The sequence below is a fragment of the Pseudomonas sp. zfem004 genome, from assembly GCF_032621715.1.
GTDB lineage: Bacteria > Pseudomonadota > Gammaproteobacteria > Pseudomonadales > Pseudomonadaceae > Aquipseudomonas > Aquipseudomonas sichuanensis.
In genome coordinates this window covers 87,766-112,879 of sequence record NZ_JAVYJF010000003.1, presented here as the reverse complement: position 1 = coordinate 112,879, position 25,114 = coordinate 87,766, and the positions used below count along the sequence as shown (strand labels likewise).

General features: G+C 64.1%; 17 protein-coding genes and 1 pseudogene. 8 read left to right on the top strand and 10 right to left on the bottom strand.

All coding sequences use genetic code 11. The features are described from left to right. Positions 1 to 71 precede the first annotated feature (71 nt). Together RTH46_RS04165 and recQ are read right to left on the bottom strand one after the other, a co-directional pair. Positions 72 to 509: a MarR family transcriptional regulator gene (locus tag RTH46_RS04165; RefSeq protein ID WP_153787661.1), complete on the bottom strand. Its 438-nt coding sequence runs from the start codon at positions 507 to 509 to the stop codon at positions 72 to 74. Between the two features lie 138 nt (positions 510 to 647). Then, positions 648 to 2,795, bottom strand: coding sequence for a DNA helicase RecQ (gene recQ / locus RTH46_RS04160; RefSeq protein ID WP_316905105.1), 2,148 nt, complete (start codon positions 2,793 to 2,795; stop codon positions 648 to 650). Between the two features lie 243 nt (positions 2,796 to 3,038). Between recQ and RTH46_RS04155 the strand changes: the two genes are divergently transcribed. Then, positions 3,039 to 3,626 (top strand): YecA family protein, encoded by a 588-nt coding sequence (locus RTH46_RS04155; RefSeq protein WP_153787663.1) that lies wholly within the window; start codon positions 3,039 to 3,041, stop codon positions 3,624 to 3,626. Next, positions 3,623 to 4,000: a YbaN family protein gene (locus tag RTH46_RS04150; protein ID WP_371923719.1), complete on the top strand. Its 378-nt coding sequence runs from the start codon at positions 3,623 to 3,625 to the stop codon at positions 3,998 to 4,000. The genes RTH46_RS04155 and RTH46_RS04150 overlap by 4 nt, the downstream gene beginning before the upstream one ends. A 22-nt stretch (positions 4,001 to 4,022) precedes the next feature. Here RTH46_RS04150 and RTH46_RS04145 read toward each other — a convergent pair whose 3' ends face one another. Beyond that, positions 4,023 to 9,671: a retention module-containing protein gene (locus RTH46_RS04145; RefSeq protein ID WP_316905104.1), complete on the bottom strand. Its 5,649-nt coding sequence runs from the start codon at positions 9,669 to 9,671 to the stop codon at positions 4,023 to 4,025. 485 nt (positions 9,672 to 10,156) lie between these two features. Here RTH46_RS04145 and RTH46_RS04140 point away from each other — a divergent pair, with 485 nt between their 5' ends. The 3 genes from RTH46_RS04140 to RTH46_RS04130 all read left to right on the top strand — a co-directional run bounded on the left by RTH46_RS04140 (position 10,157) and on the right by RTH46_RS04130 (position 15,207). Then, positions 10,157 to 11,530, top strand: a complete 1,374-nt coding sequence (locus RTH46_RS04140) for a TolC family outer membrane protein (protein ID WP_316905103.1) — start codon at positions 10,157 to 10,159, stop codon at positions 11,528 to 11,530. 61 nt (positions 11,531 to 11,591) lie between these two features. Then, the gene (locus tag RTH46_RS04135) at positions 11,592 to 13,727 is read left to right on the top strand and encodes a type I secretion system permease/ATPase (protein ID WP_316905172.1); all 2,136 of its coding nucleotides are present in this window, start codon (positions 11,592 to 11,594) and stop codon (positions 13,725 to 13,727) included. A gap of 124 nt (positions 13,728 to 13,851) precedes the next feature. After that, entirely contained in the window at positions 13,852 to 15,207 is a 1,356-nt protein-coding gene (locus tag RTH46_RS04130) for an HlyD family type I secretion periplasmic adaptor subunit (protein WP_153789040.1), read from the top strand. Positions 15,208 to 15,332: 125 nt separating this feature from the next. On the opposite strand, the gene RTH46_RS04125 is transcribed toward RTH46_RS04130, so the two are convergent. The 4 genes and pseudogenes from RTH46_RS04125 to RTH46_RS04115 form a co-directional block, all read right to left on the bottom strand. Continuing rightward, entirely contained in the window at positions 15,333 to 15,938 is a 606-nt protein-coding gene (locus RTH46_RS04125; protein WP_316905102.1) for a tRNA-uridine aminocarboxypropyltransferase, read from the bottom strand. A 175-nt stretch (positions 15,939 to 16,113) separates the two neighbouring features. Then, positions 16,114 to 17,142, bottom strand: coding sequence for a methyl-accepting chemotaxis protein (locus tag RTH46_RS04120; RefSeq protein ID WP_371923760.1), 1,029 nt, complete (start codon positions 17,140 to 17,142; stop codon positions 16,114 to 16,116). Positions 17,143 to 17,376: 234 nt separating this feature from the next. Then, positions 17,377 to 17,673, bottom strand: a pseudogene (locus tag RTH46_RS26230) (PAS domain-containing protein); the annotation flags it as partial. 146 nt (positions 17,674 to 17,819) lie between these two features. Then, positions 17,820 to 18,713 (bottom strand): LysR family transcriptional regulator, encoded by an 894-nt coding sequence (locus RTH46_RS04115; RefSeq protein WP_110996362.1) that lies wholly within the window; start codon positions 18,711 to 18,713, stop codon positions 17,820 to 17,822. 226 nt (positions 18,714 to 18,939) lie between these two features. On the opposite strand from RTH46_RS04115, the gene speB reads away from it, so the two are divergent. Both speB and RTH46_RS04105 read left to right on the top strand, forming a co-directional pair. Continuing rightward, positions 18,940 to 19,890 (top strand): agmatinase, encoded by a 951-nt coding sequence (speB, locus tag RTH46_RS04110; protein WP_110996363.1) that lies wholly within the window; start codon positions 18,940 to 18,942, stop codon positions 19,888 to 19,890. 213 nt (positions 19,891 to 20,103) lie between these two features. Further along, the gene (locus RTH46_RS04105) at positions 20,104 to 21,483 is read left to right on the top strand and encodes a sodium:solute symporter (protein ID WP_153789043.1); all 1,380 of its coding nucleotides are present in this window, start codon (positions 20,104 to 20,106) and stop codon (positions 21,481 to 21,483) included. A gap of 121 nt (positions 21,484 to 21,604) precedes the next feature. On the opposite strand, the gene RTH46_RS04100 is transcribed toward RTH46_RS04105, so the two are convergent. Continuing rightward, on the bottom strand, positions 21,605 to 21,733 hold the full coding sequence (locus RTH46_RS04100; RefSeq protein WP_256206021.1) for a PA1414 family protein: 129 nt from the start codon (positions 21,731 to 21,733) through the stop codon (positions 21,605 to 21,607). Positions 21,734 to 21,858: 125 nt separating this feature from the next. Then, on the bottom strand, positions 21,859 to 22,752 hold the full coding sequence (gene ptrR, locus RTH46_RS04095; RefSeq protein ID WP_316905101.1) for a putrescine utilization regulator PtrR: 894 nt from the start codon (positions 22,750 to 22,752) through the stop codon (positions 21,859 to 21,861). A 107-nt stretch (positions 22,753 to 22,859) separates the two neighbouring features. Here ptrR and RTH46_RS04090 point away from each other — a divergent pair, with 107 nt between their 5' ends. After that, entirely contained in the window at positions 22,860 to 24,026 is a 1,167-nt protein-coding gene (locus RTH46_RS04090) for an MFS transporter (protein WP_316905100.1), read from the top strand. A gap of 16 nt (positions 24,027 to 24,042) precedes the next feature. Here RTH46_RS04090 and RTH46_RS04085 read toward each other — a convergent pair whose 3' ends face one another. Then, positions 24,043 to 24,969: a DMT family transporter gene (locus RTH46_RS04085; RefSeq protein ID WP_316905099.1), complete on the bottom strand. Its 927-nt coding sequence runs from the start codon at positions 24,967 to 24,969 to the stop codon at positions 24,043 to 24,045. Positions 24,970 to 25,114 lie beyond the last annotated feature (145 nt).

Genomic DNA, 25,114 nt, shown 5'->3' with positions numbered 1-25,114 from the left:
AGCGGCGCACCGCCGCTCCCACGCTGTGGACGCTGCGTGGGAGCGGGCTTGCCCCGCGATTTGGCTGCGACTCAGGACTTCTCGAGATTGCCGAGAATCTTGGCGTGTACCCGCATGCAAACTTCCAGATCGGCTTCATCCACCCCGCTGAACAGCTCCACGCGCAGAGCATTGGCAATGGTCTCGATCTGATCGATCAGCGGTTTGGCCGGTGGGCACAGCACAATCTTCTTCGCCCGACGATCCTCCACCACCGCCTGACGCCGCACCAGGCCCTGGCTTTCCAGGCTGTCGAGCAGGCGGGCCAGGGTCGGGCCTTCGACCCCGACGCTCTGGGCCAGCTCACGCTGGGTTGGCGCATCGTCGAAACGCGCCAGGTGCAACAGCACCAACCAGCGCGCCTGGGAAAGATTGAGCCCGGCGAGGCGGCGGTCCAGTTCGGCACGCCAGCCCCGGGACATCTGGGCCAGCTGCATGCCGAAGCGGTGTTGGTTGTCGGTCAGGGGCATAAGCAACTCAATGAATAGAACTAATTATTAGTCAGCTAACCATGCCCCAGCCCATGAGGCAAGGTTCAGCGCTTGGGAAATATCCGATAATCCTGTAATCGCCTGACAAAGGTCAGCAAATGGCACAAATGCCAGCGATCACAAGCCGAACTCCGATGCCAGCGCCGCCCGCACGCAATACAACACGCCTTCGGGAACGCGTGAGCCGAACAGCGGCGCGACTGCCGAGACCGGCGGCAGCTCGCCCTCGCCATCGAGGAAGGCATCCTGCACCTCCATCATCAGCTCTTCGGGCAGGTCGAGCGCCTGCTCCAGGCTCAACTCCTGTCGGCCGATGGCTTCTGCCAACAGGCTGTAGACGTTCTTCTCGCTGCAGTTGAGCTGGCCAGCGATCTGCGCCGGGGTCATGCCGGCGCGGGCCAGGCTGACCAGCTCGTGGCGCAGGTCGAGCACCACTTTCGGTGCCTCCTCGGTGCCGCCGGCACCATTGAGCACTTCGAGGAAGGCCTGGCCGTAGCGCTCCAGCTTGCGGGCGCCGACGCCGCTGACCTGGGCCATGTCGCTGAGGCTGGTGGGCATGCTGCGCAGCATTTCCAGCAGCGTCGAGTCGGGGAAGATGACGTAGGGCGGCACGCTGTGCTCTTCGGCCAGTTTGCGCCGCAGGGTGCGCAGCGCCTCCCACAGCTCGCGCTCCTCGGCCCGCACCAACTGGCTGGCCGGGCTGCCACCGCTGCTGCCGGACGACTTGGCCACGGTTTGTGGCTTGAGGTCGCGACGCAGCTGCAGGTTCACCTCGCCACGCAGCAGCGGCCGGCAGCTGTCGGACAGGCGCAGGCCGCCATAGCCTTCAAGATCGATGTCCACCAGGCCGCGGGCCACCAGCTGGCGGAACAGCGAGCGCCATTCGGCCTCGGCCAGCGCCTTGCCGACGCCGTATACCGAGAGTTTCTCGTGGCCGAAGTTGCGCACCTTTTCGTTGTCCTTGCCCAGCAGCACGTCGACCAGATGGCCGACGCCATAACGCTGGCCTGTGCGGAACACCGCCGACAGTGCCTGGCGGGCAGGCTCGGTGGCGTCCCAGGTCTGGATCTGGTCTACGCAGTTGTCGCAGTGGCCACAGGGCTGCTCCAGCACTTCGTCGAAGTAGGCCAGCAGCGACTGGCGGCGGCAACGGGTCTCTTCGCACAGCGCCAGCATGGCGTCGAGCTTGTGCTGTTCGATGCGTTTGTGGCGCTCGTCGCCTTCGGAGTTCTGCAGCATCTGCTTGAGCATGACCATGTCCTGCAGGCCGTAGGCCATCCAGGCATCCGACGGCAGGCCATCACGGCCGGCACGGCCGGTTTCCTGGTAGTAGGCCTCGAGCGACTTGGGCAGGTCGAGGTGGGCGACGAAACGCACGTTGGGCTTGTCGATGCCCATGCCGAAGGCGATGGTGGCGACCATGATCAGCCCTTCCTCGTTGAGGAAGCGGTGCTGGTTGGCGGCGCGGGTTTCGGCTGCAAGGCCTGCGTGATAGGGCAATGCCGGGAAGCCCTGCTCGCAGAGGAAGGCCGCGGTTTCGTCGACTTTCTTGCGTGACAGGCAGTAAACGATGCCGGCGTTGCCACGGCGCTCGGCGAGGAAGGCCATCAGCTGCTTGCGCGGCGCTTCCTTGGGCACGATGCGGTAGAAGATGTTCGGCCGGTCGAAGCTCGACAGGAAGCGCTCGGCGCCCTGCAGGTGCAGGCGCTGGACGATTTCCTCACGGGTACGCATGTCGGCGGTGGCGGTGAGGGCGATGCGCGGCACATGGGGGAACAGCTCGGCGAGCTGGCCCAGTTGCAGGTATTCGGGGCGGAAGTCGTGGCCCCATTGCGATACGCAGTGGGCTTCATCGATGGCGAACAACGAGATGTCGAGGTCGCGCAGAAAATCCAGCATGCGCTGCTGTACCAGGCGCTCGGGCGCCAGGTAGAGCATCTTCACCTCGCCGCGGCGCAGGCGCCCGGCCAGTTCGCGCTGCTGCTCGGCACTGAGGGAGGAGTTGAGCGCCGCGGCGGCCACCCCCAATTCGTCGAGGGTGGCAACCTGGTCGGCCATCAGCGCGATCAGTGGCGAGACCACCACCGTCAGGCCCGGGCGCAGCAGCCCCGGCACCTGGAAGCACAGCGACTTGCCGCCGCCGGTGGGCATCAGCACCAGGGCGTCGCCGCCGTTGGCCACGCATTCGATGATCGCGGCCTGGCGCCCACGGAAACTGTCGTAACCGAAGACATCCTTGAGAACGCGCTGAGCCTGTTCGAGCATTTGCCACTCCAAAATCGCCGTACCATCCTGGACACAGGCTGGACGATAAATCCGCCAGGCACCGTACAAATGCGTAAGCGTTTTTTGCCGGATCGCCGCACAGGCCACCCAACACGAAAAGTGGCGGAGTATACCCGACTGGCTCAGCCCACGGCAGGCTGCGGTGACAGACGTTCCCTTTGCCCCGTTGCCGCCGCAAGGTGCTAGAATTCGTTATCGTTTATTCCCCAAGGTAGCCCTGTAATGTCCTTCGCCGAGCAACTGACCCGCCTGCAAGCCTTTCTCGATGCCGATGAGCTGCACGAAGAAGCGCTGGACTACGTCGCCGCACACGGCTACCTGACCGCACTGTCGATCTGCTCGGAAGAGGTTCCCGAGCGCGAATGGATCGACGCGCTGTTCGCTGAAGAGCCCCACTACACCAGCGATGCTCAGCGCACCGAGATCGAAGCCACGCTGGTAGCCCTCAAGGCCCACATCGCTCGCCAGCTGGCCAGCGAAGAGGAATTCGACCTGCCCTGCGACCTCGACCTGACCGACGAGCCGGACGACTCGGACCTGCGCGGCTGGTGCATCGGTTTCATGGAGGGCGTGTTCCTGCGTGAAGAGGCCTGGTTCGACAGCTCCGAGGATGAAGTCAGCGAAATGCTCCTGCCGATCATGGTCGGCTCGGGTCTGTTCGACGAGCAGCCGGAGTTCGCCGACATCGCCAGCGATGCCAACCTGCAGGACGACATGATCGTGCAGATTCCCGAAGCGCTGAGCGCGCTGTTCCTGCTGCAGCACGCACCGGACGAAAAACCTGCCGTACTCAAACCACGCCGACACTGATCGGCGTGGTGCGCTACCTGCTGCTGGCCGTCGGCTGGCTCAGCGTCGCGCTGGGGGTGGCGGGGATCTTCCTGCCAGTACTGCCCACCACCCCTTTCCTGCTGCTCGCGGCGGCCTGTTTTGCCCGTAGCTCGCCGCGCTTTCACGCGTGGTTGGTGAACCACCCGAAACTCGGGCCGTGGATTCGCGACTACCTCAGCGGCGAGGGCATCCCGCTCAAAGGCAAGGTGTATGCGATCGGCCTGATGTGGGCGAGCATCGGCTTGTCGTGCTACCTGGTACCGCTGTTCTGGGCGCGGGCGTTCATGCTGACCAGCGCGGTGCTGGTCAGTGCCTGGATTCTCAAGCAGAAGACATTGCGCCGCGAAGGCTGACGCCCTCGCGGCGCAAGACCATCTACACCGTATCTACCTTCAACGAATGGTCATTGAGCATGCCGTTGATGATGGTCGCCGTATCATGCCCGGCCGCGATCAGCCCGCCGGCACCTGCCGTGACCCCATAGTGCTGGGCCAGGTCGACCCCGGCCAGTTCGATGGTCTGGGTCGGCGCCGCCCCCGCAACGCTGCTCACCTCGATGGTCGACACCACGTTGCTGCCCGTGCCGCTGACCTTGAAGTGCAGGTAATCATCCAGCGAAGCGCTGGTGGCGTTCTCGCCCTGTAGCAACTGCGAGAGATCGAGGCGATCGGTGCCCGGGGTGAAATCGGTCACGGTGTCATGCCCGCTATCACCCTTCTGCCAGACGAAGGTGTCGTTACCACTGCCGCCGGTCAGGGTGTCATTACCAGGGCCGCCAATCAGCGTGTCGTTGCCGTCGCCGCCCTTGAGCACATCATTGCCAGCGCCACCGTTGAGCACGTTGTCGCCGCCATTGCCGATCAAGGTGTCGTTGTAATCTGAGCCGATCAGGTTCTCGATGCTGTTCAGGGTATCCACACCGGCGCCCCCGGTGTTCTGCGCACCGACGTTGCCCAGATCGACCACCACCCCGGCAGCGGCCTTGGCAAAACTGACCGTGTCGATGCCCTGCCCGCCATCGAGCAAGTCATTGCCGGGCCCTGCGATCAGCAAGTCATTGCCGTCGCCGCCATGCAGGCTGTCATTGCCGGCACCGGCCACCAGCACGTCATTGCCGGCCCCGCCGTTCAGCGTATTGTCGCCAGCTCCGGCGAGCAGCACATCGTCTCCCCCCGTGCCCTCGAGAACATTACCTGCCTGATAAGTGATATCGACGTTGCCGGTCGCCGTGCCGCCATGGTTGTCGCTGACACTGTAGGTGTCATGGACCACGGGGTTACTGGCGTTGCTGTAGTCCACCAGCAGGCTCAGCTTGTAGTTCTCGGCGGCCTTGCTGCTACCCAGGGCGTTCTCGGTGTTGACCAGGTGAATGCTGTACACCCCGTCATGGCTGGCCGTGAAACTCTGGCCATCGGCAATCGGCTGGTAACTGCCCGTGGCGTCCTTCCACTCCATCAACAGGTTGCCGGCCGGGCGGTCGTGATCGAGGGTGAGGGTTTCGCCCTTGCGCAGGGTGACGGTGAAAGTGTCCTCGTCGTTGGCATTGCTGTTGCTGATCAGCCCGAGGTAGCCCGCCACCACCAGTGCCGCGGTCATGCTGCCCGACTGGCTGGTGAACTCGCTGCGTGCCAGGCTGCGGAACTGGTTCTCGGCGCGGTCCTTGGTGCCGTCCATGTACAAGGTCTGCGCCTGGACGCCCGGGGTGAAGCCCGCGCCTTTGTCGGCGAAGCCGGTGTCGAAGGTGATCGGCGCCGCGCTCAGACGATCGTGGTCCGCATCGCTGTCGTTGGCCAGCAGCGCTTCGGCCGGCACGCTGATGCTGGGACCGCTGATATTGGTGATGATGTGGTCCGCGCCGGCGATCGGTGCATGGTTGCCGTTGATGTTCACCGTCAGGGTGGCGGTGCTGGTATCACCGTCGTTGTCGCTGGCGGTGAAGGTGAATTTCTCCACCTGGCCGCCGTTGTCCTTGGGTGGTGTGTAGGTGAATTCACCGTTGTCCATGTTCACCAGCAGGGTGCCGCCCAGGCTGGTCTTGATGGTGAGGCTGTTGCTGAGGGTATCGAACGACGCCTTGTCCACCCCGCCACTGACCGTGTAACCGCCCTGCCCGCCGTTGGCTTTCGGATCGAAGCCATAGGTGGTGCCGTCCACCATCAGGGCTTTGATGAAGCCACCATCGGCACCGAAGTCGCCACCACTCATCAGGCTGCCGGTGATCGGTGCGCCCTGCACCGTGCCCGAGAGCACCGCACCGAGCTGGTTGAGGTCGGTGACCACCACCGACTGGGTATCGACATGGCTGCTGCCATCGTAGGCCAGCGGGTCGAGATTGCCCTCGTTGACGCCATTGCCCATACCGATGGCGTAGGCCTTGATGCCATTCTGGTCTAGGAACGACTCCCACGTGGTTTCATGCGAGGAGGTCATGCCGTGGCCCGAGCTCGGCTCACCGTCGGAGAAGAAGTAACTGACATTCTGTGCACCTTCGAGCTTGCCGCTGGTGGCGAACGCCTGCTGGGCCTTGGTGGCTGCCGAGTCGTAGTAGGTCGCGCCGTCGGCATGGAGCCCGGCGATCAGGTTCTTGGCCTCGCCGATCGATACCCATGTCTGCGCCTGCTGGGTGGCGCCGCTGGAGAAGGTGACGATCTGCACCTTGATGTCGCCCATCGCGTCGTACTTGTCCAACAGCGTGTTGATCGCCTGCTTGGCCAGGTCCAGCCGGCTCAGGCCATTCACGCCGGAATCCCAGGCCATGCTGCCGGAGACATCGATCACCAGGAGGATATTGGAATCCACCTGGCCGGGGGTGATGCTGCGCACTGCGCACTCAGCCTTGGGCACGTCGTCGACGATGTTGATGGCAATGGTGTTGGTGACACTGTTGCCCTGTGCGTCGGTGGCCTTGTAGGTGAAGTGTTCCACCACCGTGTTGGCACCATCGTTGGCCCCGCCCGGAGTTTTCGGTGCAGAGGTCAGGGTGTAGGTGTAGGAACCGTCAGCCTTGAGCAGTAGCTGCCCGTACTGTCCTGTCGCATTGCTTTCCAGGCTGTAGGTCAAGGCGCCGGAGCCGCCGGTGACCGACCCGACCAGGCTGCCGGACGCCGTCTCGCCGGTCGACCCAGGGTCGCTGCCCACGACGCTGCCGGCCGCGAGGTCATTGCCGTCCTTATGCAGGTCCAGCGCCTTTTCATACACAGTGACGTCGTTGTCCTCGGACGCCATCAGCTTGCTGTCCAGCACCTTGACCGAAATGGTCGTGGTGCTCTCGTCACCATCGGCATCACGGATGGTGTAGACGAAGGTGTCCGTCGCCCATGGCGGCAGATCCTGGTTGGGGTTGGCGTGGTAGGTGGCGTTGCCCTGGGCATCCAGGGTCAAGTAGCCGTATTGGCCGTAGATCGGGTCACCTAAATGACCGCTGGCCGAGGTAGAGGTGTCGTTACCGGCGCGTACACCCACCACATACTGGCCGTCGCCGCGGACATCGGCGCCGATCACATCGTTGGCCAGCACGTTGCCGCTGATGCTGTCGCCCTCGCTGACATGGGCGAAATCGCAATGGGCCTTGGGCACATCGTCGACGATGCTGATCACGATGGTGCTGGTGGTGGTGTTGCCCAGYGARTCCTTCACCTGRTAGGTGAAGCTGTCGGTGATYACGTTCGGGCCGTCGTTGACATGATTCGGCGAGTTCGGCGCCGAGGTCAGGGTATAGGTGTAGCTGCCATCGGTGTTCAGCAGGATCTGGCCGTATTGGCCTGCAGCATTGCCCACCAGGGTGAAGGTCAATGCACCCACGCCACCGGTGACCGCATCAGTCAGCGAACCGGATGCTGTTTCGGCGCTGGAATGCGGGTCGCTTCCCTCTACGTTGCCACCGGCCAGGTCATTGCCATCCTTGGTCAGGTCCAGGGCTTTCTCGTAGACCGTCACTTCGCTGTCGGTGCCGGCGACCAGCTTGCTATCCAGCACTTTGACCGAGATTGTCGTGGTGCTCTCGTCGCCATCGGCATCACGGATGGTGTAGACGAAAGTGTCCGTCGCCCATGGCGGCAGGTCCTGGTTGGGATTGGCGTGATAGGTGGCGTTGCCCTGGGCATCCAGGGTCAGGTAGCCGTATTGGCCGTAGATCGGGTCACCTAGATTACCGTGCGCAGAACTCGACGTATCGTCGCCTGCTCGCACTCCGACCACATACTGGCCATCACCGCGCACATCCGCGCCTTTGACGTCGTTGTCCAGCACATTGCCGCTGATGCTGTCGCCCTCGCTGACATGGGCGAAGTCGGCATTGGCCTTGGGCACGTCATCGACGATGCTGATCACGATGGTACTGGTGGTAGTGTTGCCCAGCGAATCCTTCACCTGGTAGGTGAAGCTTTCGGTGATCACGTTCGGGCCATCGTTGACATGGTTCGGCGAGTTCGGCGCCGAGGTCAGGGTGTAGGTGTAGCTGCCATCGGTGTTCAGCAGGATCTGGCCGTATTGGCCGRCAGCATTGCCGAYCAGGGTGAAGGTCAATGCACCGACACCACCGGTGACTGCATTGGCCAGTGAACCCGACGCTGTTTCKGCGCTGGAGTGCGGATCGCTCCCCACYACGTTGCCACCGGCCAGGTCGTTGCCGTCCTTGGTCAGGTCCAGGGCTTTCTCGTAGACCGTCACTTCGCTGTCTGCGCCAGCGACCAGCTTGCTGTCCAGCACCTTGACCGAGATGGTCGTGGTGCTCTCGTCGCCATCGGCATCACGGATGGTGTAGACGAAGGTGTCCGTCGCCCATGGTGGCAGGTCCTGGTTAGGGTTGGCGTGATAAGTGGCATTACCCTGGGCATCCAGAGTCAGGTAGCCGTACTGGCCGTAGATCGGGTCACCTAGATTACCGTGCGCAGCACTCGACGTATCGTCGCCTGCTCGCACCCCGACCACATACTGGCCGTCACCGCGCACATCGGCGCCTTTGACGTCGTTGCCCAGCACGTTGTCGCTGATGATGCCGCCCTCGGTGACATGGGCGAAGTCGGCATTGGCCTTGGGCACATCGTCGACGATGTTCACATCAAGGCTGCCGCTGGCATGGCTACCGTTGCTGTCGGTGACGCTGACCGGGAAGTGTTCCATCAGGCTGTTGGTGCCATCGCCGTTGGGATGGCTTTCATTACTCTGCAGCGTGTAGCTGTAGCTGACCACGCCCGTGGCCGGGTTGTAGCCGATGATGGTGAGGATATTGCCAAGGCCGGTGACGATGGACTGCCCCACACCGGTCACCACACCGGCGGTAACCACGTTGATGCCGCCGACACTGAGGTTGTATACCCCATCCGGCGCCACCACGTTGAAACTGCCGTTTTGCGTCAATGCCGCCGGGTTGTCCGCGCTGCCCTGGGGCAGGTTGGCTTCGTTCACGGTCAGCTCACCCGGCTCGACCTCCAGGCCCTTGAGGGTGACCGGGTGATCCGGCGGGCTGGCTGGAGGTGGCACAAGCGGATTCAATGCCCCACTGTCGTTGCCGTCGATGTCCCGCTCGCCCAGGTAAAGATTGGCCAGCTCGGGGATACCGTTGAAACCTGCCGTCGGGAAACCGATGGTCGGGGCGACTCGCGCTGCCACCTCGGACAACATCACGAAACTGTGCCCGCCACCCAACGCGCCTGCCACACCACCGGGGTTACCACCCGCCGCAGTGGCCTCGGCTTCCTCGGTCGGGTCGGCACCCGCAGCGATGGCCTTCTGCAAGCGCTCGACATCACTGAGTTGCGCCTCGCTCGGTTGCAGGTCGGGGGTATGCACATGGGGCGCGTGATTGGCCAACAGCTCCGGGGTCATCTGCAGGCTGCTGTCGCGGCCCAGTGTGAGTTCGGCACCGTTTTGCAGGCGCACTGCCACGGCACTGGCATCCCCCGTTTCCAGCTGCTCACCGGCAAACAGGCGGTCGCCTTCCACCAGCAACCGCCGATGGCCGTCGTCCCCCACCGCGAAAACCTGGCCAACCACTTTGCTGACCACGCCGACTAATCTGGCCATGAATGCACGCCTCCCCTGCCGATGGGCTTTTCGCAGATCAAGGCATGCCGGGTAACTCGTGCAACGTTCCGTATAAGCTGTTTGCCGGACCGTTACTGTCACATACGCGGGAATCACCCTCCATGTGACTACTGCTGCGATAGCGGTGATAGGCAATGGCCATGAATAAATGCCAATTTATTGTCGCCAAATTCCGCTTTCGCCGTCCTCCCCGTACTGCTTATCCGCAAAAAATCTAGAACTTTCTGCAAAGCCCGAAAACCGCCTATCCCAGCCAGTTCGCCGAGCCACCTGGATAAAACAATGTCGTGGTTTCTTTAGACCGCATAAGTTTTTTTTCGCATATACCTTATGAGAAATTCTTCTTAGTTCGCGCGTTAAATGTTCTTAGCTCTGTTGTTACAAACCTGAAACGGTTTGATTCTAATATTTCGTCATTTTATTGGCGATCGCAGGACTTTTTAGAGACCAGGGAGAAGTACCCCATGCGCACGTTACCCCCCCTCACCAGTGCGATTCTATTGGCCATGGTTTGTGCCAATTCTCAGGCGATGTCCATCACCGAAGCCGTGCAGAGTGCCGTGGACCAGCATCCGCAGATCAGCGCCAGCCGTAACAGCCGGCTGTCGGCCGACGAGGATGTGAAGTTCGCCCGCGGGGGTTACTACCCAACCGTCGACCTGGTGGGCGGCTATGGCCGCCAGCGCTCGGACAACACCAACACCCGCGGTTTCAACCCGGACGGTACGCGCAACCACAACAAGGAAACCCTCAGCTACACCCAGTCCGAACTGCGCCTGCGGCAGATGCTGTTCGACGGTTTCAACACCGCCAACGAGGTCGGCCGCACCGAAGCGGTGGCCAACTCCCGTGCTTACTACACCCAGGCCACCGCCGAGACCGTGGCGTTGCGCGCCATCGAGGTCTACCTCGAAGTGCTCAAGCGCCGCGAGCTGGTGACCCTGGCCAAGAACAACCTGCAGGCCCACCTGCGGGTCAATGACCAGATCGGCCTGCGCAGCGAGCGTGGCGTGGGCAGCAATGCCGACCTCGACCAGTCCAGCGCCCGTCGCGCCCTGGCCGAAAACAACCTGGACACCGCCGAAGTCGATCTGGCAGACGCCGAAACCAACTTCTACAGCGTGGTCGGGCGCGTGCCCGACGAGCTGGAAACGCCGGTCACGATCAAGGGCGAAATGCCAGGGACCCTGCAGGATGCCCGCCAGGGCATGCTCGAGAACAACCCCTACCTCAAGTCGGCACAAGCGGACATCAAGTCCGCCGAGCAACAGTACGAAGTGGCCAAGTCGCCCTTCTATCCGCGCCTGGACGCGGTACTGGCCACCGGCGCCAACAACAACATCGCAGGCCAGAAGGGCCACGACAACAACGACTGGCAGGCTGGCGTCGAGCTCAGCTACAACCTCTTCCGCGGGGGCAGTGACAAGGCCCGCCTGCAATCCGATGCCCACAAGATCAACCAGGCCATGGACATCCGCAACAACGCACTGCGCGAGCTCAACGAAAACCTCGGGCTGGCCTGGAACGCCATGAACAACGCGCGCAAGCAGACCCCCACCGCACGTGAGTACGCCGAAACCACCCAGCGCGTGCGCGCCGCCTACCAGGACCAGTTCGGCCTCGGCCAACGTACCCTGCTCGATCTGCTCGACAGCGAAAACGAGCTGTACAACGCCAACCGCCGCTACACCGAGGTGCGTTACACCGAGGAGTTCTCGATGTACCGGGTACTGGCGACCATGGGTGAGCTGCTGGGCAAACAACGCATCTCGCTGCCGCCGGAGGCCATCGCCAAGAGCGAAGTGCGTAACGAGGCCAGGCTGCCCGACATGCGCTAAGCAACAAACACACAGGGATCTTTTGCGTCCACCGCGGCAGGAGTAGGCCATCGTGACCAGCATGCAAAGCACCCAACCGCGCCTGGATGTGGATGATCCGTTGCTCGATGGCTTGCTGATCCTGTGCAAGCTGCATGGCTGCCCGGCCAGCCGCGCCAGCCTGTGCAGCGGCCTGCCGCTGGCCGAGCAGCGCCTGGGGTTGGCGCTGCTGCCGCGCGCCGCCGCCCGTGCCGGGTTACAGGCGCGGGTGCTGCAGCGCACGCTGGACGCCATCTCGCCACTCAACTTGCCCGTGCTGTTGATCCTCAACGATGGCCGCAGCGCCGTGCTGCAACGTTGGGGGGACGACGGCCGGGCGTTGCTGCTGCCGTGCGAAGCCGAAGGCGGTGAACAATGGGTCGCGCGCGAGGCACTGGCCGAAGCCTACAGCGGCCAGGCGCTGTTCGCCCGCCCCCGACACACCCTGGAGGACGTCCGTGCTCCGCTGATTCCGAGGGTCAACGCCTGGTTCCGCGACACCTTGCGCCATTCCCGCTGGTTGTACGGCGACGCACTGCTGGCGAGCCTGCTGATCAACCTGCTGGGGCTGATGGTGCCGCTGTTCGTCATGCAGACCTACGACCGCGTGGTTCCCAACCAGGCGTTGTCGACCTTGTGGGTACTGGTCGCCGGCCTGTTCATCGGCACCGCCTTCGAGCTGGTGCTGCGCATGGTCCGTGCCCATCTGCTGGACCAGGCCGGCAAGAAGACCGACCTGATCCTGTCCGCCACCTTGTTCGAACGCATCACCGGCATGAGCATGAAAGCCCGCCCGGCCACCATCGGTGGTTTCGCCCAGAGCATCCACGATTTCCAGGGCCTGCGCGAATTCCTCACCGCCGTGACGCTGACCAGCATCATCGACCTGCCCTTCGTCGCGCTGATGCTGCTGGTGATCGGCCTGCTGGGCGGCTGGCTGGTGCTGATCCCGCTGATCGCCTTCCCGGTGGCCATGGGCCTGGCGCTGTTGATCCAGGTGCGCCTGCGCGACACCGTGCAAAAGAGCCTGAGCCTTGGCGCCGTGCGCCAGGCCCTGTTGATCGAAACCCTCGGCGGCCTGGAAACCCTCAAGGCCTGCGGCGCCGAAAGCGAGCGCCAGTACCAGTGGGAGCACACCAACGGCGCCATCACCCGCCTCGACGCCCACGCCCGCAATCTGTCGTCACTGGCCACCAACGGTACGCTGTTCATCCAGCAGTTCTGCGGCATGGCCACCATAGTCGCCGGCGTGTACAGCATCATCGCCGGCAACCTCAGCGTTGGCGCCCTGGTTGCCAGCTACATGCTGGGCAGTCGCGTGCTTGCCCCGCTGGGCCAGATTGCCGGGTTGATCACCCGCTACCAGCAGGCGCAATTGACCATGCAAAGCACCGATGCGCTGATGAGCCTGCCGCAGGAACGCCAGGCGGACCGTTTGGCGCTCGAACACACCACGCTGCACGGCGGCGTGAGCATCAGCCACGTCACCTTCCGCTACCCGGGCCAGGCTGCCCCAGCCCTCAACGACGTGAGTTTCACCCTCAAAGCGGGCGAGCGCATCGGCATCATTGGCCGCAGCGGCTCGGGCAAGAGCACTCTGGCGCGGCTGCTGATGGGCTTCCATCACCCCGACGAGGGCCAGGTACTGCTGGACAACCTCGACCTGCGCCAACTGGACATTGCCGACCTGCGCAACCAGGTCGGCTACGTCGCCCATGATCTGCCGCTGCTGGCCGGCAGCCTGCGCGACAACCTCACCCTCGGTGCGCGGCATGTCAGCGATGCACGCATGCTCGAAGTGGCCGAGCTGACCGGCGTCAGTGACCTCGCCCGACAGCACCCGCAAGGTTTCGAGCGCCCGGTGGGCGAACGCGGCCAACTGCTCTCCGGTGGCCAGCGCCAGGCCGTGCTGCTGGCCAGGGCTCTATTGCTGGAACCACCGATCCTGATCCTCGACGAACCCACCAGCCACATGGACAACAGCAGTGAGGAACAACTGCGCCAGCGCCTGGCGAACTGGGTACCGGGCAAGACACTGCTATTGGTCACGCACCGCACCTCGATGCTCAGCCTGGTGGACCGGCTGCTGGTGCTGGACAACGGCAAGATCGTCGCCGACGGGCCGAAAGATGCGGTGATCGATGCACTGCGCAAGGGCCGAATCGGTTCGGCTTTGTAGGTCAGCAAGCACAACACCATCGCTGTGGGAGCGGGTTCACCCGCGAAAGCGTCAGCTGGGCCACTGCCGCATTCGCGGGTAAACCCGCTCCCACAGGCTCTCCACTCTCCATCGGAGGCAGCAGATGTCCATTTTCCACAGCGTACGCAGCTACCTCCAAGGCACCGAACGGCACGCTGAACGCGATTACCTGCCAGAGCTCGCCGGCGCCACCTTGCAGGATTCACCCAGCCTGTCGCGCCTGACCGTGTGGCTGGCCGCCATCCTGCTGCTGGTGGCCCTGGTCTGGGCCAACTTCGCCGTGCTCGACGAGGTCACGGTCGGCGAAGGCAAGGCCATCCCGTCGAGCAAGGTGCAGGTGGTGCAGAACCTCGAAGGCGGTATCGTCACCGAGCTCTTCGTGCGTGAAGGCCAGATGGTCGACAAGGGCGCCACCCTGCTGCGCCTGGACGACACCCGGTTCAAGTCGAACAAGGGCGAAAGCGAAGCCGACCGCTACGCCCTTACCGCCCAGGTCGAGCGCTTGTCGGCTGAAGCCGAGGGCCGCCCGTTCGTGCTGTCGCAGGACGTGCGCGACAAAGCCCCGCAAGTGGCCGAGGACGAAGCGGCCCTGTACGACTCGCGCCAGCGTCGCCTGGCCAGCGAGAAACAGACCCTCAACGAACAACTGCGGCAGAAGACCCAGGAGCTCGCCGAATTCCGCTCCAAGGTCGAGCAATACCGCTCGGCGCTGGGCCTGTTGCAACAGGAACTGGACATGTCGGCGCCGCTGGTCAGCAAGGGCGCCATCTCACCGGTGGAAATCCTGCGCCTCAAGCAGCGCACCGTCGAAGCCCGCGGCCAGCTCAATGCCACCAGCCTGGCGATCCCCCGCGCCGAAGCGGCCGTGGCCGAGATCCGCAGCAAGATCCAGGAGTCCGACGCCACCTTCCGCTCCGAGGCGGCCAAGGAGCTCAACGACAAACGCACTGAGCTGTCGAAGATCACAGCCACCAGCATCGCCATTGACGACCGGGTCAACCGCACCACCGTGGTGTCGCCGGTGCACGGCATCGTCAAGCTGCTCAAGGTCAACACCATCGGCGGCGTGGTACAGCCCGGCAGCGATCTGGTGGAGATCGTGCCGATCGAGGACAACCTGCTGATCGAGGCCAAGGTAAGGCCACAGGATGTGGCGTTCCTGCACCCGGGGCAGACGGCGATGGTCAAGTTCAGTGCCTATGACTACACCATCTACGGCGGGCTCAAGGCCAAGCTGGAGCTGATCGGTGCGGACACCGTCACCGATGACAAGGGCAACGCGTTCTACCTGATCCAGGTACGCACCGACAAGAACCACCTGGGCGGGGATAACAAGCCGTTGCTGATCATCCCGGGGATGGTGGCCACGGTGGATATCATCACCGGGCAGAAGAGCGTGCTCGACTACCTGTTGAAGCCGGTCTTGAAGGCACGGACAGAAGCATTGCGCGAACGCTGATCGAAACGTGCGACCTACATGGGTGTGGGATCAGCCAGCAAGCCGTCGGCTGGTCCCGTGCGCTTCCAAGGGATTTCAAGCGCGCACCAAGCTCGATGCGGCTCGATCGAGGCATGAATCTCGAACTAGTCTGATCCCGTGCCGTGATTACGCTCGAATGTCTCCAGCCCCATCGCCCTGATCTGCCCCTCGATCAGGGCCTCGAAAGGTCGCAACACCGGATCGAACCGGCTCGCCCCTTCCAGCGCATTCAACGCCTGCACCACCGCCTCGATGGTCGACAACGCGCCCGGTTCCGGCGCCTTGCGCAGCCGATAGCGTGAGGGCGTCATATCACCCAGCGTCACCCGCGGCAGCGTGTCCAGCAGTGGGTTCAGGTAGAGCATCTTGCGCGCCTTGCGCCAGGTGCCGTCGGGGACGATCAACAGCAGGGGCAGCTCGCTGCCTTCGCCATAGCTACCCAGAACCTCGGCAGCGTCGCCGGGGAACAGCAGTACCGGCCGATACCCCGGTGTAGCCAGCAATGCTTCGAGGTCATCGAATACCTCGCCCACCCGCAGTTCGGCATTGATCAGCCCGAGGACTGCCAGGCGCGCGGTATTGAGCGCATGCGACGTTTCGCTGGGGTGCTGCAGCACGACCACCCGAGTACGGCTGGCGAGGCTGGGGATCAGCGGGCAAAGGCAATGGGCGAGCGGGCGCTGGCAACGATCGCAGTGGGGTCTGGGCATAGCGGGCTCCTTGAGGGCGCGCAGTTTGCCACAGGGTGGTGTCCAGGCGGGAATCCTGGGCCCGCGTTGCGGGCCATCGCGACACGAGGCCGCTCCTACAGGGCTATGCGCTCCCCTGTAGGAGCGGCCTTGTGTCGCGAAAGGGCCGCAACGCGGCCCCACGATCCACGCACACTCAGCGGTTGAACCGCTCCGCCAGGCTATGCAGGTACTCCGCCATGCGCTCCAGGTCCTGGCTGATCTCGGCTCCCTGCCTGGCTTGCCCGGCACTTTCATCACACAGCTGGGCAATGCGCACGATCTGCTGGTTGATGTCTTCGGCCACGTGGCTCTGCTGCTCGGACGCCGTGGCCATCTGCTGGCTCATGCCGGTGATGCGGCTGACCGCCTGGGCAATGCCGGACAACGCCTCCTGCACCGCCTCGACACTGTGCACGCTGTCGCTGGAGATCTGCTGGCCGCGGCTGGCACTGGCCACCGCACGGTCGGCCCCTGTGCGCAGGCCGGCGATGATGTGGTGGATCTCCTCGGTGGAGGCTCGGGTACGCTGGGCCAGCGAACGGACCTCGTCGGCGACCACGGCAAAGCCCCTGCCCTGCTCGCCGGCACGAGCGGCTTCGATCGCGGCGTTGAGCGCCAGCAGGTTGGTCTGCTCGGCAATCGAGGTGATCACGTCCACCACGCTGCCAATCGATTGGGTCTGCTCGGCCAGGGCATTGACCGCCTGGCCGATATCACTCACCGCCTCGCTCATGCTGCCCATCGCACGCAGGCTCTGCTGGGCCAGGTCGCTGCCCTGCTGGGCCAGCTGGTCGGCGTCGCTGGCGGCATGGGCAGTGCTCTGCACGTTATGGGTGACCTGCTGGATGGTCGCCGCCATCTGCGCGATGGCAGTGGCCGACTGGTCGGTTTCGCTGCGCTGGCGGTCGAGCATCTGCGCCTGGGCGTCGGACAGGTCGGCGGACTGCGCGGCCCGTGACTTGACCCCGACCCCGGCGTCCACCAGGCGGGTCAGCGCGGTCTGCAGACGTGCCTCTTCACTGAGGATCGCCAGGTCGAGCTGGCCCTGCAGGCCGGGGTTGTCGCTGTAGGTCAGGGCCACCAGCGGGCTGGTGAACGCTTTGGGATGCTCCTGCAAGGTGCGGCGGATGGCCTGGTTCTGCCGGTGCTCGACCAGGTACCAGGCCGCCAGCAGGCTGACCATCAGCACCCCCAGTGCGGCGTACTGGGGCAACCACAGATAGCCGGCGGCCGATATCAGCCCGGCACCGATCAACGGCCAGCCGTGGCCGATGCCATGGCCCAGGCGCGCGGCCAGCGCCACCGGCGAGCGACCGGCGCGCAGGCGCGCGTAGAGCGCTTCGGCACGGCGGATCTGCTCGCGGGTGGGCACCGAACGCACCGACTCGTAGCCGCTGATGCGGCCGTTCTCGTACACCGCCGTGACATAGGCGCTAACCCAGTAGAAATCGCCGTTCTTGGCGCGGTTCTTGACCACCCCCATCCAGGGTTTGCCTTGCTTGATGGTGTCCCACATATGGCCGAAGACTGCCGGCGGCATGTCCGGGTGACGCACCAGATTGTGCGTCTGGCCGACGAGTTCGTCGTAGGTGAAACCGCTGATGGCCACGAATGCGTCGTTGCAGTAGGTGATGCGGCTGTTGAGGTCGGTGGTGGAAATCAGCCGCTGGTGGTTGGGAAAGGTTCTTTCGTGTTCGGTGACGGGCAAATTCATGCGCATCGCTGGCGATCCCTTGCTTATCCAGATGAGTGGGAAATTCATCAAAGCAAGTAGATGTTTAGCAGAAGGCCATCACGTCAGTGGTCAAGTTTTGCAGGAATTTTTACCTACCTGACGGAATGAGCTGAAAACGACATTGTTCAGCCAACGTTGAGCTGGCTCTTGAGCAGGTCGCGGAACGTCTGGATCAAGGGTTCCCGGCTGCGGCCGCGGCGGATGATCAACGAGAACGGCGCCTGGTAACCGAAGGTGGCCGGCGACAATACCCGCAAGTCGCCCTTGTCGACCCAGGCCTGGGCGTAGTGCTCGGGCAGGTAGCCGATGTAGGCGCCGGAGAGAATCAGAATCAGCTGCGCCTCCATGCTCTCCACCGTCGCCGCACTGTGCTTGAAGCCGTGGCGGGCCAACTCGGCCTGACTCCAGTAACCGCGCCCGACCATACGCTGCTGGGTGATCACCGGCTCCGGGATGCGCCGCTCGGCGAACAGCGAGTGGCGACTGCTGCAGTACAGCCAGTGCTGCTCGCGGTACAGCGGCTGGTACACCAGGCCGCTCATGCGCGAAGAAAAGGCGCCGATGGCCAGGTCCAGGCGGTTGTCCTGCACGCCCAGCTGCAATTCGTAAGGGCTGGAAACCGACAGGTGCAGGTGCACCCCTGGGTGCTCCTGGCTGTAGGCACCGATGGCCTCGGCCAGCGGCAAGGCGCGATCACCCACCGTGGAGTCGATCACCCCGAGGTTGAGGGTGCCGCGCAGCTCGCCCTTGAGCGCCGCCGCGTACTGCTCGAAACCATCCAGTTCGCCGAGCAGGCGCAGGGTCTCCTGATGGAACAGCTCGCCCTTGCTGGTCAGGCTGAAACCACCACGGCCACGGTGGCAGAGGACGATACCCAGGGCGCCCTCCAACTGGCTCATGTAGGTGCTGATGGCCGACGTCGACAGGTTGAGGTCGCGCTGGGCGTTGGCGAACCCCTGGTGGCGCACCACGCTGGCGAAGATGCGCAGCAGTTTCAGGTCGGGCAGCGATGAGGCCATGGGGCGAGGGTTCCGCGGGCTGGAAATCGTCAGAGTCTAACGCGCCTTCAGGCGGATAGTTCAGAAATTCCTGAAGTAAGTATTTGTCGGTAGCGATTCTTCCGAAGCACTACCTTGCGCAGACTGCGGCGAAATGTCCCTGCCCGCCGCCCCCCATCGTTGTTCGAGGCGCGCGGCGGCACAGGTTCGAACAAACATAACAATCGACCGACTGATGAGGCCCACCGTGGACAAGACTCTCCACCAACCACTGGGCGGCAACGAAATGCCGCGTTTCGGCGGCATCGCCACCATGCTTCGCCTGCCCCACCTGCAAAGCGCCCAAGGCCTGGACGCCGCCTTCATCGGCGTGCCGCTGGACATCGGTACCTCGCTGCGCTCGGGCACCCGCTTCGGCCCACGGCAGATTCGCGCCGAGTCGGTGATGATCCGCCCGTACAACATGGCCACCGGCGCCGCCCCATTCGACTCGCTGTCGGTAGCCGACATCGGTGACGTGGCGATCAACACCTTCAACCTGCTCGACGCCGTGCGCATCATCGAAGAAGCCTACGACGAGATCGTCGAGCACAACGTCATCCCGCTGACCCTGGGCGGCGACCACACCATCACCCTGCCGATCCTGCGCGCGCTGCACAAGAAGCACGGCAAGATCGGCCTGGTGCACATCGACGCCCACGCCGACGTCAACGACCACATGTTCGGCGAGAAGATCGCCCACGGCACCACCTTCCGCCGCGCCGTGGAGGAAGGCCTGCTCGACTGCGATCGCGTGGTGCAGATCGGCCTGCGCGCCCAGGGCTACACCGCCGACGACTTCAACTGGAGCCGCCGCCAGGGCTTCCGCGTTGTCCAGGCCGAAGAGTGCTGGCACAAATCGCTGGAACCGCTGATGGCCGAAGTGCGTGAGAAAGTCGGTGGTGGCCCGGTCTACCTGTCCTTCGACATCGACGGCATCGACCCGGCCTGGGCACCGGGTACCGGCACGCCGGAAATCGGCGGCTTGACCACCATCCAGGCGATGGAGATCATCCGCGGCTGCCACGGCCTGGACCTGATCGGCTGTGACCTGGTCGAAGTCTCCCCACCTTATGACACCACCGGCAACACCTCGCTGCTGGGCGCCAACCTGTTGTTCGAAATGCTCTGCGTGCTGCCAGGGGTAGTACGCCGCTGATTGGAATGAAGGCTTGTGGGAGCGGGCTTGCCCCGCGATAGCGATCGCGGGGCAAGCCCGCTCCCACAACAACCCGTCGAGCCATAGAAACACCCCGGCAGGAGCCATCCGGGAGGGCCATTGAGGCCCGCCGACACAAGACAGGACCGCCGGGCGCCGTGAGAAGCGACGGCGGTCGATCTCGCCATAATAAAGATAATCGGGAGACCCCCAATGGCCTTGGACATCATCGTTGTACTGATCTATGCCGTCGGCATGCTCGGCCTCGGCTACTACGGCATGCGCCGTGCGAAAACCCACGAAGACTACCTGGTGGCCGGACGCAACCTGGGCCCGACCCTGTACATGGGCACCATGGCCACCACCGTGCTGGGCGGCGCCTCCACCGTCGGCACCGTGCGCCTGGGTTATGTCCATGGCATCTCTGGCTTCTGGCTGTGCGCAGCCTTGGGCCTGGGCATCATCGCCCTGAACCTGTTCCTCGCCAAACCCCTGCTGCGCCTGAAGATCTTTACCGTCACCCAAGTGCTGGAGCGTCGCTACAACCCCATGGCGCGCCAGGCCAGTGCGGTCATCATGCTGGCCTATGCGCTGATGATCGGCGTGACCTCGACCCTGGCCATGGGCACCGTGCTGCAGGTATTGCTCGACGTGCCGTTCTGGCTGGCGCTGCTGTTCGGCGGCGGCGTGGTAGTGGTGTACTCGACCATTGGCGGCATGTGGTCGCTGACCCTGACCGACATCGTCCAGTTCGTGATCAAGACCGTGGGCCTGATGTTCATCCTGTTGCCGGTGTGCCTGTACAAGGCCGGCGGCTGGGACGTGCTGGTGGCCAAGTTGCCGGCGGCCAGCTTCAGCTGGACCACCATCGGCTGGGACACCATCATCACCTACTTCCTGATCTACTTCTTCGGCATCCTGATCGGCCAGGACATCTGGCAGCGGGTGTTCACCGCCCGTGACGAGAAAGTCTGCCAGCGCGCCGGTACCACCGCTGGTGTCTACTGCGTGCTGTACGGCCTGGCCTGCGCCTTGATCGGCATGGCCGCCCATGTGCTGATGCCAGACCTGGCCAACCCGAACAACGCCTTTGCCGAAATGATCAAGGGCCAGTTGCCTGAAGGTATCCGTGGCCTGCTGATGGCCGCTGCCCTGGCCGCGATGATGTCCACCGCCAGTGCCGGCCTGCTGGCCGCCTCGACCACCCTGACCGAAGACCTGCTGCCCAAGCTGCGCGGCGGCAAGCAGTCGAGCCTGGGCGTCAACCGCCTGTTCACCCTGCTGACCGGCCTGGTGGTACTGGGCATCGCCCTGGCGGTGAACGATGTAATCAGCGCCCTGACCCTGGCCTACAACCTGCTGGTGGGCGGCATGCTGATCCCGCTGATCGGCGCGATCTTCTGGAAGCGCGCGACCACCGCCGGGGCCATCGCCAGCATGTCGCTGGGCTTTGTCACCGCGCTGTTCTTCATGTTCAAGGATGGTCTGGAGGCCAACACGCCGATCTACTACAGCCTGGCGATCGGCCTGGTGAGCTTCGTGGTGGTCAGCCTGGCGTCGCGCAAGCCGGCTGCGGCAGTCAACCTGGCCTGACGCCAACCCCGCTCCCACATCAGACCTTGTGGGAGCGGGCTTGCCCCGCAATTAGCTGCACCCTCAATGCAAAAGGCCGCCGCATCTTGTCGATGCGGCGGCCTTTTGCATTGAGGGTGTATCAGCGACGACGCGGCTGGCGCTTGCGCTGTTCTTCGTCGGTAGGGATCGGCACCGGCTGTAGGGGTGGCGGGAGCAAGCCCAGGGCGACGGCCAGGTCGTGGAGCCAGTTGTACATGCGTTCGTTCATAATGCCCCCTTGACGGGTTCAGCCTCACGGTCAATCAATCCTGCGATGCGTCATACAGATCATAGTCCGATGTCCTGTATTGCGCATGCCTCTGTTCTTACAGATATGGGCGATTTTGACCCGGATCAAGCGCAGGCGACAGCTTCCGACGGTCGGTCAATCGTTTCGCTTTGTTGCAGTTCGATCCACGCCTGCAGATTGGCCCCACGCATGCCCTGGCGCCACATCAACCAGGTGACCGCCTGATCGAATGGTGTTTGCAAGCGATGGGCACGCACCCGGTCACGCCCCGGCAGGCTGTCGAGCATCGATTGCGCCATCAGCGCCACCCCGGCGCCGGCGATCACACAGGCCAGCATGCTCTGGTACGACTCGATCTCCATCACCCGCCCCATGGGCGTGTGGGCATGGGCGTACCAAGCCTCCAGGCGCATACGGTAGGAGCACCCCTGGCGGAAGGTGAACACCGCCCTGCCAGCCACATCCCGGGCGCTGCTGACTGGCGGATGCTCGGGGCTGGTGATCAGTACCAGCTCTTCCTCACACAAGGGCACGCCATCCAGCCCGGCCAGGCTTGGCGGACCATCCACCAATGCGGCATCGAGCCGATGGCTGAGCAGCCCCTCGAGCAAGTCGCCGCTGGGGCCTGCCTGGACCTGCAGGTTCACTGCCGGGTAGGCCTGGTGATAACGCGCCAGCAGCGCCGGCAAATGGATCGCCGCCGTGCTGTACATGGTACCCAGCACAAAATCACCGGCCGGCTGCCCGCCTTGCACGGCGGCCATCGCTTCGTCACGCAGGGCCGACAGGCGGTTGGCGTAATCCAGTAGTACCTTGCCCGCAGGCGACAGTTGCAGGCGCTGGCGCTCACGCAGGAACAGCTCCACGCCCAGCTGCTCCTCGAGTTGGCGTAGGCGCGTCGACAGGTTCGACGGTACGCGGTGCAGGCGCTCGGCGGCGCGGGTGATCGAACCTTCCTCGGCCACGGCCAGGAAGATACGCAGTTGGCTGAACTCCATATCATTCTCCAGAACAGAACAACTTGATCATCATTATTCAATTTTATTGAAAGTCAATCCGCCCTACCCTGCCATCCATCGCAACCATTCGAGCAGGAGACGCCTCCATGTCGCCCTTCGTGCAACTGCTGGCCAGCGCCGTGGCCCTGATGATGGCCATGGGCATCGGCCGTTTCGCCCTCACCCCGCAACTGCCCCGCCTTATCGCCGAGGGCCAGTTCGACCTGACGGCAGGCGGCCTGGTCGCTGCCGCCAACTACCTTGGCTACTTCCTCGGTGCGGTGGACGGCATGTTCGCCCGCCAGCCGGCCCAGGTGCGTCTGCGTCTGCACGGCGGCCTGTGGCTCTGCGTATTGCTCACCCTCGCCTCGGCGGCCGCCGACGGTTTCTGGAGCCACCTGCTGCTGCGCTTCGGCACGGGCGTGGCCAGTGCCTGGGTATTGGTGATGATCACCAGCCTCAGCCAGCAACTGGCCAACGCCCATGGCCGTCAGCGGCTCGGTGCCCTGGTGTTCGCCGGGCCCGGTGTGGGGATCGCCGTCACCGGCCTGCTGGCACTGGGCGCGCACCTGCTGGGGCTCGGCTCGCCGGCGCTGTGGCTGATCTACGCGATGGCGGCGCTGGTGATGCTGCTGGCCGTGCTGCGGTGGTTGCCACGGCCCCAGGAGCCTGCGCCAGTCGCCAGCAACAGTGGCCCGACACAGGGCAACGGTATCGGCCGCCTGGGCCTGGTTTATGGGCTGTACGGCATCGGCTATATCTTGCCAGCCACCTTCCTGTCACAGATGGCCAACCAGCAGTTCCAAGGGCAGTGGATGGCCGATCTGTTCTGGCCGGCATTCGGTCTGTCGGCGGCGCTGGGCGTGGTGCTTGTCAGCCTGCGTCGCTCGGGACGCACCTCGGCTTGGCTGACCGCCACGCTCTGGCTGCAAGGCCTGGGTGTGCTGGCCTGCCTGCAAGGCGGCGGCATCGGGCTGGGGCTGGGGGTAGTGCTCTGCGGTGGGCCATTCCTGGCCTGCATGCAACTGGTGATGCAGCGCTCACGGGAACTTGCGCCCCATGCCACCCAGCGCAATGCCGGGCTGCTGACCGCGTGCTTTGCCTTGGGGCAGTTGAGCGGGCCGCTGCTGGCGGCCTTGAGCAGCCACTTCAGTGGTGGCTTGCAGCCGGCGCTGGTAATGGCGGCTGCGGGGCTGGGGCTGGCCGGGGTACTGGTGCTGACAGGGGCCGTGCCACTACCTGCGTCATGCACCGGCCTGCGCCGGGCGGGCTGAGTCTGGCGCTCGTCTGCTATCCCACGATCCTGCGCAATTGCCGCCGCACCCAAACCTCGGCACTGACCATGATCACCCCCACCAGCACCAGCACCGCGCCGAGCACGAAGTTCAAGCTCAGCGGTTCGTCCAGCAGCATCACGCCAAAGGTCACCCCGAACAGCGGCGTGATGAAGGAGAACACCGCCAGGTTCGAAGCCAGGTACTTGCGCAGCAACCAGAACCAGGTCAGGTAGCTGACGAACGACACCACGATGCCCTGGAACAGCACGCTGCCAACCGCCAGCGGGGTCAGCGCGAAATCGGCGATCTGCCCGCTCACCAGGGCCATCAGCAGCAGCCCGGCGAAACCCACCGCCAGTTGGTAGAACAGCGTCAAGGTCGCCGGCGCCTCGGACAGCCGCGAACAGCGCACAACCACTGTGGTCGCGCCCCAGGCCAAGCCGCCCAGGATAGCCAGGGCGTCACCCAACAACATGCGCCCATCGAGCTGCTCGAACGAGACGCCTCCGGCGAATGCCAGGGCGATGCCCGCAAACGCCAGCAGGATACCCAGCCACTGCAACAGGCGCAGCCGCTCGCAGGGCATCATGATATGCAGCCCCAGGGCGGTGAAGATCGGCGCGGTATAAAGGAATACCGACATGTGCGCCGCCGAGGTCAGCTTCAGCCCCTCGGCGATGAACAGGAACTCCAGCCCGAACAGCGCACCGGCCAGCACCCCGGCACGCCAGGTGATACCCACCTGGCCCCAGCCGCCTTTGAAGCAGACCAGCAGCCCTACCAGCACGGCGGCGATGCCGTTACGGAACGCCGCCTGCATCACCGGGGCAATGTCGACGGCAGCGGATTTGATCAGCACCTGCTGGCAGCCCCAGATCAGGCACAGCCCCAGCATCACCTGCAGGGCAAAGGCGTCGGGGTTCTTGCGGACCTCGCTCATAAGCGGGCCGCCTTGATTGCTACAGACATGATCGAGGGCTCGGCAGTGGCAGACGAACGGCGATTATCAGCCGTTCAGCCTGCCACTTGCCAGCCTCAAAACGACCTCAGGCGATCCGTGCACTTGCCGAGACCTGGTCGAAGGC

Bases quoted from the DNA above. Each gene is read 5' to 3' on its own strand.
- RTH46_RS04165 (WP_153787661.1), bottom strand. From the start codon at position 509: ATGCCCCTGACCGACAACCAACACCGCTTCGGCATGCAGCTGGCCCAG.
- recQ (WP_316905105.1), bottom strand. From the start codon at position 2,795: ATGCTCGAACAGGCTCAGCGCGTTCTCAAGGATGTCTTCGGTTACGAC.
- RTH46_RS04155 (WP_153787663.1), top strand. From the start codon at position 3,039: ATGTCCTTCGCCGAGCAACTGACCCGCCTGCAAGCCTTTCTCGATGCC.
- RTH46_RS04140 (WP_316905103.1), top strand. From the start codon at position 10,157: ATGCGCACGTTACCCCCCCTCACCAGTGCGATTCTATTGGCCATGGTT.
- RTH46_RS04135 (WP_316905172.1), top strand. From the start codon at position 11,592: ATGCAAAGCACCCAACCGCGCCTGGATGTGGATGATCCGTTGCTCGAT.
- RTH46_RS04130 (WP_153789040.1), top strand. From the start codon at position 13,852: ATGTCCATTTTCCACAGCGTACGCAGCTACCTCCAAGGCACCGAACGG.
- RTH46_RS04125 (WP_316905102.1), bottom strand. From the start codon at position 15,938: ATGCCCAGACCCCACTGCGATCGTTGCCAGCGCCCGCTCGCCCATTGC.
- RTH46_RS04120 (WP_371923760.1), bottom strand. From the start codon at position 17,142: ATGGTCAGCCTGCTGGCGGCCTGGTACCTGGTCGAGCACCGGCAGAAC.
- RTH46_RS04115 (WP_110996362.1), bottom strand. From the start codon at position 18,713: ATGGCCTCATCGCTGCCCGACCTGAAACTGCTGCGCATCTTCGCCAGC.
- RTH46_RS04105 (WP_153789043.1), top strand. From the start codon at position 20,104: ATGGCCTTGGACATCATCGTTGTACTGATCTATGCCGTCGGCATGCTC.
- RTH46_RS04100 (WP_256206021.1), bottom strand. From the start codon at position 21,733: ATGAACGAACGCATGTACAACTGGCTCCACGACCTGGCCGTCGCCCTG.
- ptrR (WP_316905101.1), bottom strand. From the start codon at position 22,752: ATGGAGTTCAGCCAACTGCGTATCTTCCTGGCCGTGGCCGAGGAAGGT.
- RTH46_RS04090 (WP_316905100.1), top strand. From the start codon at position 22,860: ATGTCGCCCTTCGTGCAACTGCTGGCCAGCGCCGTGGCCCTGATGATG.
- RTH46_RS04085 (WP_316905099.1), bottom strand. From the start codon at position 24,969: ATGAGCGAGGTCCGCAAGAACCCCGACGCCTTTGCCCTGCAGGTGATG.